This is a genomic window from uncultured Methanobrevibacter sp., from assembly GCF_902770715.1.
Classification (GTDB): domain Archaea; phylum Methanobacteriota; class Methanobacteria; order Methanobacteriales; family Methanobacteriaceae; genus Methanocatella.
In genome coordinates, this window is record NZ_CACXTS010000005.1 from 12,787 (window position 1) to 30,495 (window position 17,709).

15 protein-coding genes are annotated in these 17,709 nt (G+C 35.6%); 7 read left to right on the forward strand and 8 right to left on the reverse strand.

The window, feature by feature from the left end:
* Window positions 1–144 precede the first annotated feature (144 nt).
* Window positions 145–2,466, forward strand: a complete 2,322-nt coding sequence (locus QZU81_RS02240) for a DEAD/DEAH box helicase (protein WP_295589214.1) — start codon at window positions 145–147, stop codon at window positions 2,464–2,466.
* Here the strand turns inward: QZU81_RS02240 and QZU81_RS02245 are convergent.
* Genes QZU81_RS02245 through hisS form a run of 4 tightly spaced genes read right to left on the reverse strand, consistent with a single transcriptional unit; the run spans window position 2,463 to window position 6,772 of the window.
* Complete coding sequence (locus tag QZU81_RS02245) at window positions 2,463–3,212, reverse strand: sugar phosphate isomerase/epimerase (protein WP_295589215.1); 750 nt, start codon at window positions 3,210–3,212, stop codon at window positions 2,463–2,465. The two genes, QZU81_RS02240 and QZU81_RS02245, sit on opposite strands and share 4 nt — an antisense overlap.
* 5 nt (window positions 3,213–3,217) lie before the next feature.
* The gene (locus QZU81_RS02250; protein ID WP_292828697.1) at window positions 3,218–5,065 is read right to left on the reverse strand and encodes a PINc/VapC family ATPase; all 1,848 of its coding nucleotides are present in this window, start codon (window positions 5,063–5,065) and stop codon (window positions 3,218–3,220) included.
* 1 nt (window position 5,066) lies between these two features.
* Window positions 5,067–5,474 carry a phosphoribosyl-AMP cyclohydrolase gene (gene hisI, locus QZU81_RS02255; protein ID WP_292828695.1) on the reverse strand — a complete coding sequence of 136 codons (408 nt, stop codon included), beginning with the start codon at window positions 5,472–5,474 and terminating at the stop codon, window positions 5,067–5,069.
* A gap of 2 nt (window positions 5,475–5,476) precedes the next feature.
* Window positions 5,477–6,772 (reverse strand): histidine--tRNA ligase, encoded by a 1,296-nt coding sequence (gene hisS / locus QZU81_RS02260; RefSeq protein ID WP_295589216.1) that lies wholly within the window; start codon window positions 6,770–6,772, stop codon window positions 5,477–5,479.
* Between the two features lie 85 nt (window positions 6,773–6,857).
* Here hisS and QZU81_RS02265 point away from each other — a divergent pair, with 85 nt between their 5' ends.
* Window positions 6,858–7,709, forward strand: coding sequence for a shikimate dehydrogenase (locus QZU81_RS02265; protein WP_295589218.1), 852 nt, complete (start codon window positions 6,858–6,860; stop codon window positions 7,707–7,709).
* Window positions 7,710–7,713: 4 nt separating this feature from the next.
* Complete coding sequence (locus QZU81_RS02270) at window positions 7,714–8,403, forward strand: ATPase (protein ID WP_295589219.1); 690 nt, start codon at window positions 7,714–7,716, stop codon at window positions 8,401–8,403.
* On the opposite strand, the gene QZU81_RS02275 is transcribed toward QZU81_RS02270, so the two are convergent.
* Both QZU81_RS02275 and QZU81_RS02280 read right to left on the reverse strand, forming a co-directional pair.
* Window positions 8,386–9,921: a replication factor C large subunit gene (locus tag QZU81_RS02275; RefSeq protein ID WP_295589220.1), complete on the reverse strand. Its 1,536-nt coding sequence runs from the start codon at window positions 9,919–9,921 to the stop codon at window positions 8,386–8,388. The two genes, QZU81_RS02270 and QZU81_RS02275, sit on opposite strands and share 18 nt — an antisense overlap.
* Window positions 9,922–9,930: 9 nt before the next feature.
* Entirely contained in the window at window positions 9,931–10,878 is a 948-nt protein-coding gene (locus tag QZU81_RS02280; protein ID WP_292828681.1) for a replication factor C small subunit, read from the reverse strand.
* A 152-nt stretch (window positions 10,879–11,030) separates the two neighbouring features.
* Here QZU81_RS02280 and QZU81_RS02285 point away from each other — a divergent pair, with 152 nt between their 5' ends.
* Genes QZU81_RS02285 through QZU81_RS02295 form a run of 3 tightly spaced genes read left to right on the forward strand, consistent with a single transcriptional unit; the run spans window position 11,031 to window position 13,554 of the window.
* On the forward strand, window positions 11,031–11,990 hold the full coding sequence (locus QZU81_RS02285; protein ID WP_292852284.1) for a zinc metalloprotease HtpX: 960 nt from the start codon (window positions 11,031–11,033) through the stop codon (window positions 11,988–11,990).
* An 8-nt stretch (window positions 11,991–11,998) separates the two neighbouring features.
* Window positions 11,999–12,730, forward strand: coding sequence for a tRNA (adenine-N1)-methyltransferase (locus tag QZU81_RS02290; protein WP_292852281.1), 732 nt, complete (start codon window positions 11,999–12,001; stop codon window positions 12,728–12,730).
* A 59-nt stretch (window positions 12,731–12,789) separates the two neighbouring features.
* The gene (locus QZU81_RS02295; protein WP_295589221.1) at window positions 12,790–13,554 is read left to right on the forward strand and encodes a DUF4013 domain-containing protein; all 765 of its coding nucleotides are present in this window, start codon (window positions 12,790–12,792) and stop codon (window positions 13,552–13,554) included.
* Between the two features lie 5 nt (window positions 13,555–13,559).
* On the opposite strand, the gene leuS is transcribed toward QZU81_RS02295, so the two are convergent.
* Together leuS and QZU81_RS02305 are read right to left on the reverse strand one after the other, a co-directional pair.
* The gene (leuS, locus tag QZU81_RS02300; protein WP_295589222.1) at window positions 13,560–16,415 is read right to left on the reverse strand and encodes a leucine--tRNA ligase; all 2,856 of its coding nucleotides are present in this window, start codon (window positions 16,413–16,415) and stop codon (window positions 13,560–13,562) included.
* A 10-nt stretch (window positions 16,416–16,425) separates the two neighbouring features.
* Window positions 16,426–17,214, reverse strand: a complete 789-nt coding sequence (locus tag QZU81_RS02305; RefSeq protein WP_295589272.1) for an NAD+ synthase — start codon at window positions 17,212–17,214, stop codon at window positions 16,426–16,428.
* A gap of 64 nt (window positions 17,215–17,278) precedes the next feature.
* On the opposite strand from QZU81_RS02305, the gene QZU81_RS02310 reads away from it, so the two are divergent.
* The gene (locus QZU81_RS02310; RefSeq protein ID WP_292828666.1) at window positions 17,279–17,674 is read left to right on the forward strand and encodes a nuclear transport factor 2 family protein; all 396 of its coding nucleotides are present in this window, start codon (window positions 17,279–17,281) and stop codon (window positions 17,672–17,674) included.
* Window positions 17,675–17,709: the final 35 nt, after the last annotated feature.

Genomic DNA, 17,709 nt, shown 5'->3' on the forward strand with positions numbered 1-17,709 from the left:
TTTTAATATTTTTCCAATAATGCATTTCACTTATTATATTGTTCTATGGTGGAATGGATTTGGACTGTTTTCCTGATTTTCAGATATTACTTTTCAAATGCTCTCTTAAAAGATTTATAAACATATAAAAACAAAATTTTTATCATGACTAGTTACATTGATCATCCTCTATTGAAAAAAAATGCAATTGAATCAAGGTTATATCAACAGGTTCTTGCAGGGGATGTTTTAAAGAAAGGAAATACTATGGTTGTTGCACCGACAGCATTGGGTAAAACAATTGTAGCTATTTTAGTTGCTGCTGATAGGTTGTATAAGGTTAAAAATTCAAAAGTTCTAGTTTTAGCTCCTTCAAAACCATTGGCAATTCAACATGAAGCTAGTTTCAAAGATTTCATCAATCTTCCATGCACCTCAATAACAGGTGCCGTCAAAACTGACGACAGAATCAAACGATGGGAAGAATCAAGAATCATTTGTGCAACCCCTCAAACAATCGAATCAGACTTGTTGAATGGTCGCTATGACTTGAGCAGTGTCTCTTTAATTGTTTTTGATGAATGCCATCATGGTGTCGGATCTTATTCTTATGTATATTTGGCATCCCGATATATGCAGGAATCTAAATTTAATCTGGTTTTAGGATTAACTGCTTCACCGGGATCAGATAAGTTCAAAATCAAGGAAGTTTGTGAAAACCTCTACATTCAAAACATCGTTGTTAAAACTGAAGATGATGCCGATGTAAGACCTTACTTTAATCCGGTTGAAATTCAATGGGTTAGAGTTAAAATGAGTTCCGAACTCGAAAAAATAAAGGAATACGTTGACAAATCCCTTAAAGTAAGGCTTAAGGCTTTAAAAAATATGGGTGTCATAAAAACAGTTTCAGTCAACAAATTGGATATTCTTAATGCAAGAGGAAGAGTTCAAGGCGAAATTGCCAGAACAACAAATCCTGATAAGGAATTGTTTCAGGCTATTTCAATATTGAGTGCTGTTATTAACATTCAGCATGCTCAAGAGCTCATCGAAACTCAAGGAATTCAAACTTTCAACAAATATGTTGCAAGATTACGTAAAAAGAAGACTAAGGCAGCAAAATCATTAATGTGGGATGATAATTTTGGCCGTGCTGTTAAAATGGCGAAAGAGGCTGAAAAGCATGGTTGGGAACATCCTAAATTAAGGGAAATCACTAAAATCATTAAAAAAGAATTGGGTGCTAGTGATGGTCAAACTAAGCTTAAAACATCAAGATTCGATGATAAAAGCGATGAAAAATCTTCAAAAATAATGGTTTTTACCCAATATCGTGATACTCTTGAAATGATTCATCAAAAATTAGAGAAGGAAGGAATCAAATCAGCCAAATTCTTTGGTCAGGCACCAAAGGATGGTGAAAAGGGTTTAACTCAAAAACAACAAAAGGCCATTATAAAATCCTTCAAGAAAGGAGAATATGATGTATTGATTTCAACCAGTGTAGCTGAAGAGGGTATTGATATTCCTGCTGTTGATTTGGTGGTTTTATATGAACCTGTTCCATCTGAAGTTAGAATGATTCAACGTAGGGGAAGGACCGGCCGTAAAAGAACAGGCCGTGTTAAAGTTTTAATCACAAATGGAACAAGAGATGAGGCTTATTATTATTCATCTATCAGAAAAGAGGACAGGATGAAAAATCAATTGATTGATCCTGATGTCTTGGAGGAGTTAAATGCTTCAGCAATTGAGAGGATGGAAAATGAAAAAAGGGTTAAAATAATTGAAAAACCCAAAAAAGAGAATAATTTTCCAATAGTATATGCCGATTCACGTGAAGGAAATTCCAAAGTAATTAGGCATTTGACAGAAATGGAAATCGATGTTAAGGTTAGGTCAATGGCCGTTGCCGATTACCAGGTAAGTGATGAGGTGGCTATTGAAAGAAAAACTACAAAAGATTTCATTGACTCATTAATCGACAAAAGATTGTTTAAACAAGCTAAGGAATTGTCTGAGGAATTTAAGCATCCATTGATGATTTTGGAGGGAGATGACCTGTATGGCGGAATGGTCAATCCAAATGCTATTCGAGGTTCAATCGCTTCTATCGCTATCGATTTTGGAATAAGTATTATTCCAACAAGAAATGCCCAGGATACTGCAGCCATGATTAAGAGAATTGCAGTCAGGGAGCAAAACGGCGAAAGAACACCAATTCAAATAAGAACTGATAAAAAACCGGTAAGCTTAATGGAGCAACAGCTATTCATTGTTGAATCACTTCCGAATATTGGGCCTGTTAACGCTAAGAACTTGTTAACTCATTTCGGATCTGTTTCTAAAGTTTTGAATGCAAGTGAAAGTGAGCTTCAGGAAGTTGAGGGAATAGGTAAAAAGACTGCTGAAAATATTAGAAAGGTAGTTGACTCAAAATACTTGTATTTCGAAAAAGAGATTAAGGAAAAAAGACTTCTTTAGAAGTTCTTTTTCATATATTCATAACTTTTTTTGATAGAATCGTAATCATTTACTTCAATGATGTAGATGCCATCATAATTTTTTTCTTCTAAACTATTGACGATATATTTTAATTCAATAGAGCCTTCACCTAATGCAAGGTGTGCATCTTCATCACCAAAATTATCGTGGATATGTATGTGTTTAATTGAATCAAAAATCATCTGGTCTGGAGAATAGCCTGAATGATTGGCATGGCCTATGTCTAGTGTCATTGACATGTCCAGGGAAGTGAGAAGATTATGCAAATCTTCCATATTATTATAAAGCATTCCATCAAAAGTAGGCATGTTTTCAATTGTTGCCAATACGCCTAAATCCCTTCCGTATTCTCCAAGCTCTTTAATTGAGTTATTTGCCCTTTCATAGACTTTATCTAAGAAGTATTTGTTGGCTAAAAAAGGTGCTAAACCTGGATGGATAACAACTGCTTCAACGTTAATCTTATTGGCAAGATTAATTGAGTCTTTTATTTGTTTAAGGGAATTTAATCTGCTTTTATCCTGAAGGGCTGCAATGTTAACGTCCATAAAGGGTGAATGAATGGAATATTTAAGGTTGTAACTTTCCAATATGTCAGCATCAATGTTCTCTGATGGAAATTGATGCACCAATTCCGCATAGTCAATCCCTAAATTTTCAATGAATTCCAATGTTTCCTCTAATGTAGTTTCAATTCCTGCAAGTGTGGATGCGCCGATTTTCATAATAATCACATTTTTTGTATGGCAGTAATTGCCAAGCCCATTTCGATAGCTTCAATAATGATGTCGGACAGTTCAATGCCTCTTTTAATTTTTATTTCACCTTTTTTAGATGTGGTTGCTGTAAGCAGATAATCATTATTAATGAAAATGTCAAAGTTCTTTCCGCCGCCATTTTCCTTTCCTAAATCAAGGATTAGTTGCTTTTTAGTATGAACTATATCAACTTCAAATGGTGCTTTATTCACTGGTTTGTCCTCAATGACTTCAACTCCGAGACTTATTCCGATGCTTTCTTCGATTTCAGCAATTCTTTTCCCGTTTTTACCTATTATTTTTGGAACAAAGTCATCAGGGATGTAGATATTTGCCCTTTCAGGTGAAATCACTTCCACTTCAACTTTAGCTTTTTTAGGAAGAAGTTTTTTGATTTTTCTTAAAATTTCCTTTTCTGCAATTTTATCAACAGATGACTTGTAATTATCTTCTTGTGAGCTTCCGTTGACCAAATCCATATCCATAACAATGGTTTGCTCACCATATGTATAAATTTCATTTTTAAGCTCACCTGTTTCAAAGTCCCTCACTTCAATAACGGGTCTTGCAAGGTCCGCTTCCTTCATTCCTGTTGGAACTTTAACAGTCATTTTGGTTTCATAAACGCTGGTTACTTTTCCATCTTCAATATAAATGCTTGTATCTACAATTGAAGGAATTACTCCAAGTTCCACTCTGGAAGCGATTCTCTGTATGGCATCAATCGGACGGGTTGCATGTACAACTCCAATCATACCGACTCCAGCCAATCTCATGTCTGCAAAGATGCTGAAGTCAGTGTTTTTTCTAAGTTCGTCATAAATTGTGTAATCGGGTCTTACAAGCAATAGCACATCAGCGGTATTTTCCATGCTGCCTTCAAGAGGAGCATATTGTGTTATCTCATCTGGAAGTTGCAAATCTCTTGGGGATTCCATTGTCTTTACAACCTTGTTTAATTTGGATGAGTAATATTTTGCAATTGCCTGTACAAATGTTGATTTTCCAGCTCCAGGAGATCCTGAAATCAATATTCCTTCTGCGCTGGTTCTGATTCTGTCCAATAATTTTTCAGATAAATGATATTCGTCTAAACTGATATTGGCTACAGGCCTTACTATTGTAATTTCCAGAGCTTCTGAAAATGGAGGATAGGCAATTGAAATTCTATATTCTCTTGATTGAACAACGAAAGAACCTTCTTTTTCACTTTCCAAGTAAGTTTTAGGGTCACTTTTTGCCTTGTCCAGGATTTCATCAACAATCTCTTTAAGTTCTTTGTAGGAATAACGTTTTTCATTTAATATTTCAAAATCAATGTGTCCAGGGGTTCCTTTTTTAGCCATTGGAACAACATTCTCCTTCAAATGTATGGACATTGTATTTTCATCAAAGAAGCTTTCAATTGAAAGTGGTTTTTCAATGTATTCCTGCTTGTAATAGTAAACGGGGATTCCCTGAGCTTTTGCAGTTTCCGCTTGAACTTTATCGTTTGTTAGCAAGGTTCCCATTTCGCTTCTTGCAAGGTCTCTTATTATGCTGTCTATTTCTCCGCTTTTTGCATATTTGATATCATAGTTGGTAGGCCTTCTTCCTTTAAAGCTAACGGATATTTCTCCTTCATATTGTAATTTTTGTAGTTTTTGGAGTTCTTTCAATCCTCTTCTACCTTCAGACCTATTATCATTAGCTTGATGTTCAAGTTCACAAACAACCGCTTCAGGCACGATGATTTCCGGATAATCCAAATCGGAATTTTCAATCAATTCACTTACCGCACCTATTATAACTGCACTGGTATCTGGAATAATACATTTCATTTTAATACACATCATCTGGGTTTACAAGTCTTTCTAAAATGACTTCTAAGTCTTCTTCCTTTAAATCTTCAATATTTATATCATTATCAGTGTTTAATTTTCTAAAAAAGCATGAATAGTAACCTTCGTGGCAAGCTGCACCTTCTTGTCTGATTTTTAAGATAATTGCATCCATATCGCAATCCACAAGGATTTCCTGAACTTCCTGGAAATGTCCTGAACTTTCACCTTTTAACCATAGCTGATTTCTTGATGTGCTCCAATAATGAGCCTTGCCGGTTTCAATTGTTTTGATTAATGCTTCCTTGTTCATGTTGGCCAACATCAATATCTGGTTGGTATCGGCATCCTGTGCAATTGCTGTTATGACTTTAACGCCATTGATTTCATGTCTGAAGTTGATTTCCATGTTCATTCCTCTTTTAAATATTCAATAATGTCGTCGATATCAACTAAACTCTGATCACCGCTAATCATATTTTTCACGGTAACTTTGCCTTCCGCAAGGTCATTAGCACCGATAATGATTATTTTTTCAACTTTGATTTTATCAGCATAATTCATTAATTTCTTGAATTTTTTACCATTCAAATCGACATCGGTTTTAAAGCCGTTTTTTCTTAAAAGTTGTGTAATTTCAAATGCTTTAGCCCTGACATCTTTGGAAATTGGAGCTACATAGACGTCTAGGTGTGAAGGCAACTCCTCTTTTTTTGTTAGTTCTTCAATTGCATTCATCAATCTATCAAAACCTAGAGCAAAACCGGTTGATTCAACTTCCTGTCCTCCAAAGAGTTTGACCAGACTGTATGATCCTCCGCCACAAATCTGCTTTTGTGCACCGAGTTCCGGAACGTAGATTTCGAAAACAATTCCGGTATAGTAGTCAAGCCCTCTTGCAACGCCTAAGTTTAAGGTATAATTTTCAACTTGGAATGCTTCCAATAGGCTTATTAATTCTTTAAGTTCCTCCAAGGATTCTTTTGGTTCCTCATAAGGTGCAATCAATTCTTCAACATCTGAAATTATGGATTTGTCTCCAACAAGGTCGATTAACTTTAATAATATTTGATTCAATTCATCATCATCGATTATTGGTTCATCTCCGCTTAAGGATTCGATAAGCAAGTCCTTATCTCCTTTATCAATGACGACCATGATTTCACTTTGGGTTTCAACTGAAATGTTGAAATGCTCGAATAGGCCCCTGATGATTCCCAAGTGGTTGATGTTGACGTCGGCAGTTGTAATGCCCAATGAGTTGATTGCATCTGTACACAATGCAATGACTTCCGCTTCGCCTTGAGGTGTTTTTGCACCGATTAATTCACAACCGAATTGCCAAAATTGTCTGAATCTGCCCTTTTGAGGTCTTTCGTATCTGAAACAGCTGCCGTAGTAATATAATTTTATTGGCTTTGTTGCTGTTTTTTCAAGTTCGTTCAAGTATAATCTGGCAACGGGGGCTGTGATTTCAGGCCTCAATGTCAATTCCCTGTCGGATTTGTCCTTAAAATTGTATAACTGATTTACAATTTCGTCTCCGGATTTTGTTGTAAATAATTTTAATTCTTCAAATAATGGTGTTTTAATCTCTTGATAACCGTAACTTTCGAATACTTTTCTTAAGGTACTTTCTGCTTGCTTTCTTTCTCTCATTTCTTCAAATAAGAAATCTCTTGTACCTCTTGGTCTTGTAAATTCCATTTTTATACTCCTTTCATAAGATATATTATAATTAAAATTTGTATCTGCAAAGTTATATAATCTTTGTTAATCAATAAGATATTATATGAAAATTAAAGGTAGTACAAATATTGTTGGATTGATTGGTCATCCTGTGGAACACAGTTTTTCACCGCCGATGCATAATGCTGCGTTCGATGAATTGGGGATGGATTATGCTTATGTTGCATTTGATGTCAATCCCACAGATTTGCAAACAGCAATTGAAGGTGCAAAATCTCTTAATATTAAGGGTTTTAATGTTACAATTCCTCATAAGATTGAAGTTATGAAGTTTTTAAACGAAATCGATGAAGTTGCCGGTTTGATTGGAGCCGTAAATACAATAGACTTTAAAAACTTAAAAGGATATAACACTGATGGTATTGGAGCTGTCAGAGCAATTGAGGAAGTGACTTCAATCAAAAATAAAAATGTGGTTGTTGCAGGTGCAGGGGGTGCATCAAGGGCCATTTCATTTTATCTTGCAAAATATGGTGCCGAATCTATGGCAATCTTAAATAGAAATGTCGAAAAGGCCCAAGGTTTGGCTGCTGATGTTTCACAATCCGGTTTGATAGGTGAAGTTAAGGCAGATTCAATTTCCGAAATCCGCAACTATTTGAAAGATGCGGATATTTTGGTAGATACAACACCAATCGGAATGCATCCTAACATTAGCGATGAACCAATTGCCTTTGCAGAAGATATGGATGAGGATTTGGTTGTATTTGATGCAGTTTATAATCCTAATGAAACTGTACTTTTAAAAGAAGCCATTAAAGCAGGTGCAAATCCTGTTTATGGAATTAAAATGTTGCTTTATCAAGGAGCAGAGAGCTTTAAAATATGGACTGGAAGGGATGCACCAGTTGATGTGATGGAAAAGGCCTTAAAGGATACGCTTAATTTAGAATGATAATATGGATTTAATGTTTGACATTTCAGGATTTAATGATGAAAAAGAAGAATTTTCAAATTCTAAAAGGGATGTACTTAAATTTTTAAAGATAATAGGAGTAGATACTCGTTTTATTTCATATACTCCACAGAAGATTTACATCAACAATTTGAGATTTTCAAAATTTTCAAGAACACGTGAAGCTACCTTTATGAAACAATATCCTGAAATTGAAGTTGTAAGAAATAAGTTATTTCAAAAAATTTGTTCCAAGTCATCAAAGCAGTTGGCTTTAGAAATTGAGCCTAATTCTCGTATTTTAATGCCGGAAGAAAATTTTATCATTGAATTGCTCATGGAGCCATACACCCGTAAATATGGTGTTAAGTTGGTTCATGACGGAGAACATGATTTGAAAGTCAATCCTTTGATTTTAGACGATCAGGTTAATGATATTTTTGAAGGCATCTTTTCAGGTGTTGGTTTGAATTTTTCCAAAAAGTCAGATGAAATCTATCCCTTAATTAATGTTCCTTTGGATTGGATTAATTCGTTTTTAGAGATGGATGGCCAGGATACTTTTGAAAATAAAAATAAAAATGAGTTAGCCATCTCCTTCAGCGAATTTTTAGAAGATGTAGCTCCTCAATATAAGGAAAATGTTGTAAAGGCGGCCGAATATATTCAAGATAAATTAGAAACTGAACAATGAAACTTGTTTGTCAGTTTTCTTTTTCTCTTTTTTCTCTTCAGCTTTTTCTTCCACTTTTTCTTCAATGATTTCTTCGTCTAAATCTGGAAGTGGCTCTTCGATGGTTTCCTTTTCTATTTCTTCAACGGATTCCTCTTCAGCATTGCTTGTGCCGATGCCAGGAATTTCAAACGGCAGTGCATCCTCTTTAGGCTCTTCAACTTCAGGAATAACATTCATCATTTGATTTTTTAGCTCTTCAGCACGTCTGTCACGTTCTTCCACTCTCATTTGAGCTTTTTGTTTTTCCATTTTTTTGACAACTTTTGCAGGAATCTTTTTTGATCTGAATCGTTTGATTTCAGTATCTTCAAGTTCTAAAAAGTCGGAAATTTCCCAAGCAAGCTCGTCGTTTCTGAACATGATTTCAAGATAAGGAAACATTGAAATGGCTATTGCTCTTGAAACATGCATCTTTTCAGTCATCTTATCAGCAATTCCATCCCTTAAGTTTCTTTTGCCTCTGTTACGGCTCATTGTTGAGAAAATGGTTGGAGTTTGAATCTTTGTAAATTTCTTATAGGTTTCATGTTTGGAGTTGCTTACTCCGATTCCCATAAAGTCGGTCGCATACTTCCAGTAACCATAATTTCTGCTTACATTTGTCCTTCCGAAGAATATGTCTGCCTTTGAAATGTAATCGTAAGCCTTTTTGATTTCATCTTTTTTCTTGTACTCCCTTGGAATGTTTTCTGCAATGTATTCCATGACAAGTGTAGGATCCTCTTCAATCCAGAGCGCTTCTTTTACATGAGCGGGGGTTTTACTTTTCAACACGCTTGTAATTGCATTGAATATGTCTGAACGTGTATCCTTTGTAACCATGCCTTCGACATCACTAACGTTAAGGGTATGGTCTTTATCTGCTAGCGCCTGCAGGGTATTGATTGCAGACCTGACGTCTCCTTGAGATTTTACAGCTATTTCCTTTAATGCGGCAGGTTCCACTTCAACTCCTTCTGCTTGTGCAATTTTCCTTAAAAGTGCAGAAATGGAATTCCATCTGGATTTTTTCATTTTGATTACTTGACATTTTGGTTTGATGGATTGCAATCTCTTTGAGTAAAAATCATTAGCGATTAGAATCATGGGATGCTTTGAGCTTTTAATTATTTCACCAATGGCTTTGACTCCTCCACGGTCGTTAGTTCCGTGAATGCCGTCCACTTCATCGAGAATTATCAATTTGTATTCATCTCCAAAAAGAGACCTGGATGATGATGACTCTCCAATTGTACTTTTAATTACATCTTGGGAACGTTTATCACTGGCATTAAGCTCAATATATTCTGAAAACTCTTTTGCAATGATTTGGGCCAGTGTTGTTTTTCCAATGCCTGGTGGTCCAACTAAAAGCAACGGTATTTGGGGGTCATTGGATTTCCAAGCATTAACCCAATCGGTGATTATCTTAATCTCTTTTTTATTACCGACCACTTCTGAAAGTTCCTGCGGCCGATATTTATCAGTCCATAACATTTCTATACCTTATAAGAATTGGGTGAGTAGTGCTTCAAGCTGTATTCTTGGATTGGCTCCCTCTCTTATTCTGAAATCGCACTCGGCAATTGCTTCAATCAAGTCCATGTAAATGTTGGCATCCATTTTTCCTTCAATGACTCTTTTGGAAACGTCCTGATAAATTTGGGTAACCATGTCTTCCCCACTGGTTCCCTGCAGAACCATTGTGTCTCTTAAAATGTTACGGGCAGCCATGAAATCGCCCATAAGTGCTTTATTTATCATGTTCCCGATGTCTTGTGGTTTGGCTTTTGAAACAACTTCATAAATTGCATCTTCTGTTATTGCTTCTCCTTCTGATGCTGCGGCCTGAAGGACGTTCACTGCTTTTCTCATATCTCCTTCAGCAAAGTAGACTATTGTATCAAGTCCAGCATCTGTGGTTTCAAATCCTTCATTTTCACAGATGAATTGCAGACGTTCCTTAATCTCTTCAGCTTTAATCGGAGCAAACCTAAATATTGCACATCTTGATTGGATTGGGTCAATAATTTTTGATGAATAATTACATGAGAGTATAAATGAAGCGGTTTTTGTATACATTTCCATTTCACGACGAAGTGCGTGTTGAGCATCTTTGGTCATGTTGTCGACTTCGTCCAGGAATATTATTCTAAATGGTGCGCCAACAGGTTTCAATCTACAGAAATTCTTTATGCGGTCTCTTACTGTATCAATTCCTCTTGCATCAGAGGCATTTAATTCTAAAAAGTTTTGTCTCCAGTATTCTCCTAAAATGGATTTTACTAGTGCTAAGGCTGTGGTTGTTTTACCGACACCTGCAGGGCCTGTAAACATTAGGTTAGGCATGCTTTCTTCGCCTACATATTTCTGTAATCTTGCTACTATTTGCTTTTGTCCTACGATGTCTTCTAATTTTTGTGGTCTATATTTTTCTACCCATGGTCCGCTCATTTAATCACCATTTTTTTATAGTAACATTTATGTATTATGTTGTTAAATTATTTTTTGCTTAACTTTTATTAATGTATGAAATCTAATTAATATATAATTAAAGTGAGCATTTGATAAGTAATGTTTTATGAAATATAATTAAGGTGTTTATAATGAAAGGCACATGGAAACTTAAGCTAAGAATGTGGTTGACATCAATTTTAATGTTTACAATTGTTTATGCCCTTGTCATGGCTGCAGGATGGTATTTGGGCGTTCGCGGTTATATGATCTGGTTTGCTGCAAGCTTAATAATCGTATTTTTGCAGTATTGGTTCGGACCATCACTCGTAAAACGCTCTATGAATGTAAGGCCATTGTCAGAAGCTGAAGCTCCTCACATCCATCAGATGGTTCAGGAATTGGCTGATGCGGCTGGCATTCCAAAGCCTGAAGTTGGATTATCCGAAGTCAATATTCCTAATGCATTCGCATATGGAAGGTCTAAAAGAAGTGGCCATATTGCAATAACCCGTCCAATTTTAGGATTGCTTGATAGAGATGAATTAAGAGCGGTACTTGGTCATGAAATGGGTCACATCCAACATAATGACATGATTGTAACTACAGTCGTAAGTGTAATTCCAATGATCTGTTACTATATTGCATTGTCCTTCATGTTTTCAGGAGACAGGGACAACGGTGCAACAATTATTATTGGAATTTTAGGATATGTTGCTTATCTTGTAGGTCAGCTATTGGTACTCTTCATTTCAAGGATAAGGGAATATTATGCTGATGAGGCAAGTGTCGAATTTGGAAACAGGCCTGCTGCATTGGTGTCTGCATTGTATAAACTATCCTATGGTGCTGCAAGATGCAGTGATCAGACTATTTCCGATTTGAATACAAATCGTGCATTCTTTGTCAATGACATAAATAACGCTAAACATGATATTAATGATTTTTCACAAATAGACTTTGACGGCGATGGAAAAATATCAGATGATGAGTTAAGAAGACTTGCGAATTCAGATGTTAAAATTTCAAGAAAGAATGGGGTCATGGAAATATTATCCACTCACCCTGATTCCTTAAAAAGAGTAAAAAGATTAGCTGAACTTGAAAATTAGGTGTAATTATGAAGATGATTTTAGATGAACGTGGAAAGAAATATGTTATAAAACCGGGTGAAGAATTTCAAAGCGATTTGGGAATTATAAAAGCGGAGGTTTTAGATAATGCTGAAGTGGGTGACGAAGTTAAAAGCCACCTTGACCACACATTTAAAATCATGAAACCTAATATTAATGACTTCATTGATATAATGGAGAGGAGATGTTCTATTCTCATTCAAAAGGACATCGGACAGGTTCTGGCTCATACGGGTTTGGGCGCAGGCTCAAGAGTGGTCGATGCGGGAACCGGTGCCGGAGCTATTGCTCTTAATTTCGGGAATGTTGTAGGTCCTGACGGTGAAGTGTTTACCTATGAGATTCGTGAAGACTTCGCTGAAGTTGCAAAGAAAAACATTGACAGATTCGGGATAACCAATATTCATGTTAAAAACCAGAACATCAAGGATGGAATTGATGAAGATAATATTGATTTGGTCTTTTTGGACTTGCCAAAGCCTTTTGAGATATTTGAAGAAGTTTGGGATGCGTTAAATGTTGGAGGATGGCTGGCAGTCTATGCGCCATATATCGATCAGGCAGAAACAGCTTATCGAATTGCAAAAAAACTTGGCTTTTATGATATTGAGATATTTGAAACTTTAGAAAGGGGTTTGGAAGTCAGGCCGCAGGGGGTAAGGCCAAAGACACGCATGGTTGGTCATAGCGGATATTTGGTATTTGCAAGAAAATTATAACTATTTTTTATACTTTAATTTTTAAAAATTGGGTTAATAAATGTCTTTAAGGTGTAGAAATGCCAAATGCAATGTTAAAGGGTTCAGTCAGATATTGTACCGGAAATAAATTGTTTTGTCTTTACGTACTGGCTCAATTTTTCTTATTTGAATGCTTGTTGAATGAGGTTGGCGGACTCATGAAGTCTACCTCGCTGATAGTTCTTTTGGTGGTATTGGGCTATGGACTAAAAGTTACTCGGGACGTAATCAATGGAGGTACAAGCCTACCTAAAATAAAACTCAATGAATTAGTTAATTTTGGCCTTAAAGGCATTGTCGTATATACTTTTTACTTAACTATCCAGGCTTCTGCTTTGGGTTTGATTTCTTTATTGTTCCATTTTCCGGAATTTGATTTGGAAGAGATGATTATAAATCTTCATGAAACAATATCATTGTTTTTTGAGCATGATCCAGTCAGTTTCATATTATTTATCATATTGGGTCTTCTGATTGTTTATGGTACAATATTTTTCATGGAAATTGCTTTAGCCCTATTGGCAGATGGTGGAAAACTCAAAGACGCATTTGATTTTCCTAGAATTAAAGATATAATTGGTGTGATTGGATGGAAGGAATATGCTGCTGATTATACAAAAATTGTAGCTGCTGTCGTTATTTTGGTTCTTATAAATGGATATTTTGCTCATTATGGCATTTTTGGTATTATAATTGGTGTAATAACTGATATGTTGGCGTTCACGGTTGAATATCGTGGGATTGGTAATATATACAGAGAATATAAACATTCAGTCAGTAAAAAAGAAAAAGAGTTGGAATAATTAAATTATTCCATGAATAATGCAGGTTTGTAAGGCATTGCATTTTTAGCCTTGTTTTGTGGGTCGTATGAATCATCGGTATGAATAATCACTTCATTGCCACATTCTTCTTTTATGTAGTCTAAAGCATCAGTTAAAATCTCCTCTTCGTTGATTTTACCAATGTATCTTGTTTTTGTAATTTCCTTACCGATTTTTTTAGCTACCATAGCTATTTCTTTTTTATCATCGTAGATATTGGCTCCGATAGCTCTGCCCATAATTTGGCCGATGTCTGGTTTTCCAACTTCATCAGCTATTTTGTACAATTCCCATTTCCAGTCAGGAGCAAGGTAAATGTGAACTTTCTCAACGTCGTCTCCAACCATCTGCTTGATGTGTGCAATATCCTTAATGATATTTTCTACAAGCTCTTCGGACTTTTCGATTTCGGGACTTACAAGTTCTTCATCATATTCCGGCCATGCTGCTTCACTTACAAAGCCTTCTCCACCATAAGTTGACCATAATTCTTCTGAAGTATGTGGTGTAAATGGTGCTAAAAGCCTAATCCAGGTTTCTAAGACAGTTGACAAGACATAAATGACTGCAGGGTCTTTATCATCAATAATATGTTTCACACGATATAAGTAGTGGTCAACATCTTTCTTAAGCAAGAATAATGAGTTTTGTAAAGCTTGTCTTGTTTGGAAGACTTCTAAAGCTTCTGTTGATTTTTTGACATGTTCATTAAGCTGGCTGATCATCCACAAATCGATTGTACGGGTCAATTCAACCTCTTCGATATTGCTTAAATCTAACGGAGATCCTTTTATTTCTTCAATTCTGGCTGCAAATTCTCTAAACCATTCAAGTCTTCTTTTAGTTCCGAGAACTTCTTTTTCTCTCCAATCGAAGTCTTGCCATGGTTCAGCTGAAGCCATCAAGAAGAGCCTTACTACATCAGCAGTATAATCCTTAATAGCATCCTTTAAGAGGATTACATTACCTTTGGAGGAGGACATTTTATTTCCTTCCAAAAGACCCATTCCAAATACTACAGTTCCTTTTGGCCATTTTTCTTCAGGATATATTGCACTGTGGGCAAACATCAGGAAGCTTAAATGGTTACCTACAAGGTCTTTTGCAGATAATCTCCAATCAAGAGGATACCAGTAGTTGAACTCGTCTTGGATTTCTTTCACTTTTTCTTCAGGCACGGTAATTTCACCGGAATCCTTGTTAAGTAACACTTTATCAAAGAATGCAAGGTTTAAATCATCAGGATCCATGTCTTTTAGGTATTTTGCAATTGCATAATAGGACATGTAGATTGTGGAATCTGTTAAAGGCTCGATTAACCATTGGTTGTCCCAAGGAAGCCTTGTTCCAAGTCCTACTTTTCTGGAACATGCCCAATCATCTAACCAGTTGATGTAATAATCAAAGTTGTTTTTTAGTTCATTTGGAATAATGGTTTCGCCTTCAAGGACTTTCAATGTTTTTTCAGTCCATTCCTCATCACCATATTTCATGAACCATTGGTCATCCATGATTTTAACGACACAATTGTTACCGCATCTGCATACAACAGGTCTTTCAGCAAAATCATACATGATTGTTGCCATATTTTCATTGATTAGCTTTTCTTTCAGTTCTTCACGAGCAAAGCGAACTTTCATTCCTCCAAAATCAGGAATTGATTCTATGATGGTACCTTTGCTGTGTTGCTGTTTGTATAATTCATTGGTAGCTTCATGTAGTTTTTCATCGTTTTGGTCTGTAATTCCAAGCCTTTCAATAATGTCTGCCGCTGGAATTTCCCCATATCCTTTAAGGGTACAGACTGGAATCGGATGAACATTTTCAATGATGCCTTCTAAATTGTATTTGGCTATTAGTTCATCATTATTTTTTAAATCTTGAAGAGCGATGTAGTCTGCCGGTGCGTCAGCAGGTTCTGAAAATACAACCCCACTTCCGTATGATGCGCTTACAAAGCTTGCTGGGAAAATTGGCAAATCATCGCCAGTAAATGGGTTTTTAGCCATTTTACCAATTAAATCATTAGGGTCAATTTCTTCGATTATATCCAAATCTTTAATTTGATTTTTTAAATTATAGTGAGCTTCTTTTGTAATGACCCATTTTTCTCCATTAGCATCAACTAAAACATATTCTACATCTGGGTTTAACCAAATGTTGGTTGCACCAACGATAGTTTCAGGTCTTAATGTTGCAGTTACAAGAATCTTATCATCAATTGGGAATTTCAAAAGGGTTAATTCATTAACGCCTACTCCTTCACCTTCAAGCAAATCATGGTCTCCAACAGGGTTGTCACAGTTTGGACAGTATTTTACAGGGTGTTCCCCTTTTTGAACTAATCCTTTTTCATGCAAAGTTGTGATTTGCCATTCAATGAATTTCCTGTAAGTTGGGTCAATTGTCCTAAATTCTCTTCTCCAATCGATAGAATAACCCATTTCTTCCATTACTTCATGATATTCGGTTGAGAAGTATTTAACAATGAATTCAGGTTCTTCTAATTTTGGTAATGTTTCTTTAGGAACTCCATGCACTCTGTGGTATAAGTCAAGTGTCCATGGGTCTTTTCTTTTAATCCTGTCTGCAATTCCAATAACCGGAGCACCAGTTACGTGCCATGCCATTGGGAATAACACGTTATAACCTTCCATTCTTTTGAATCTTGCATAAACATCAGGTACTGTATATGTACGGCCGTGACCAATATGCATTGCTCCACTAGGGTATGGAAAAGCAACGGTAATGTATAACTTTTCTCGTTCATCTGGGTTTGATTCAAACAATTTTGCATCTGCCCATTTTTTCTGCCATTTCTTTTCAATATTTTCGCTCACTAAATCACCATTATAAAATTGTTTTTTTAGGGCTTTCTGGAACTTTACTTTTGTGTTCGCTCCTAATAATTTTATTAATAATCATATCAACATCATCGACTGAAATATCTAATTTTTCAGCTATTTCAGTATTTTTAATGTCTTTTTCTGTGTAAAGATAAAGAATTTGATCAAGCAAATAATAACTCATTCCGATTTCTGCTTCATCGGTTTGATTGTTCCATAAACCTGCACGAGGAGGTTTTTCAATGATTTCCTGTTTGACATTCATTAATTTACTCAATTCATAAACTTCAGTTTTATATAAGTCTCCAATAGGTTCCATATCACATGCGCCGTCGCCATGTTTGGTAAAGTAACCAATTAGAATTTCGCTTTTATTACCTGTTCCGATAACGAGGTAATTTTTAGCGTTTGCATAATAATAAATGATGGACATTCTGATTCTAGCTTTAAGGTTTCCTATTGCCAAATTATTCTCTTCAAGCTGTGTAACATCCAAAAATTCATTTAAAATGCCGTCAATACCTATTTCTTTATGTTCAATATCTAGATATTTGGCTATTTCAATTCCATGAATTTTATCTTCGTTTGGTGTGGTAGTAGATGGCATGGCTATTCCAAAAACCTTGTCCTTGCCCAATGCTTCACAGGCAAGATAGGCAACTAAAGTTGAGTCAATCCCACCGCTTAGGCCAACAACAACTCCATTTGTTTTAGACTCATCGACTTTATCTTTGATGAATTCAATAATGTCTGTTTTTGTTTTTTCTAGGTTTATTTTTGGAATTTCACTAATGTTTTCACCAACGTTATCATTTATACATAAAATAATATGTACTTATTAATTTATATATTATATTATGTCAGATGTAAAACTTATTTGTGATAAATCATTTTCTGAAGTTGACCAAGAGGTTGTTGATTGTTTCATTGAGTTTCAACAAGCATTGATTGATAATGATTCTGATAGATTAAACGAAATCGTTCTGGATGGGGTTGAGTTCACTAATCTGATTGGAAAAGCCCAATCTAAAAAGGAGTTCTTATCTCAAGTCACTGAGGAAATTTTAGTTTTCACAGATTCTGAAATACTTGATCCTACAATATTGTTCGATGATGAAGATACCGCTTCTTTAATAGCCACTGTCAGATTAACTATTAAATTTTATGGTAATGACCGTAAAATGATATCAAATAATGTTGCAAGCTTTCAGAAAACTGATGGAAAATGGCATATCTCAAAATGGGATACTTAAAAAAAGTAAGGAAAATGATTGAAAGGATATTTCAA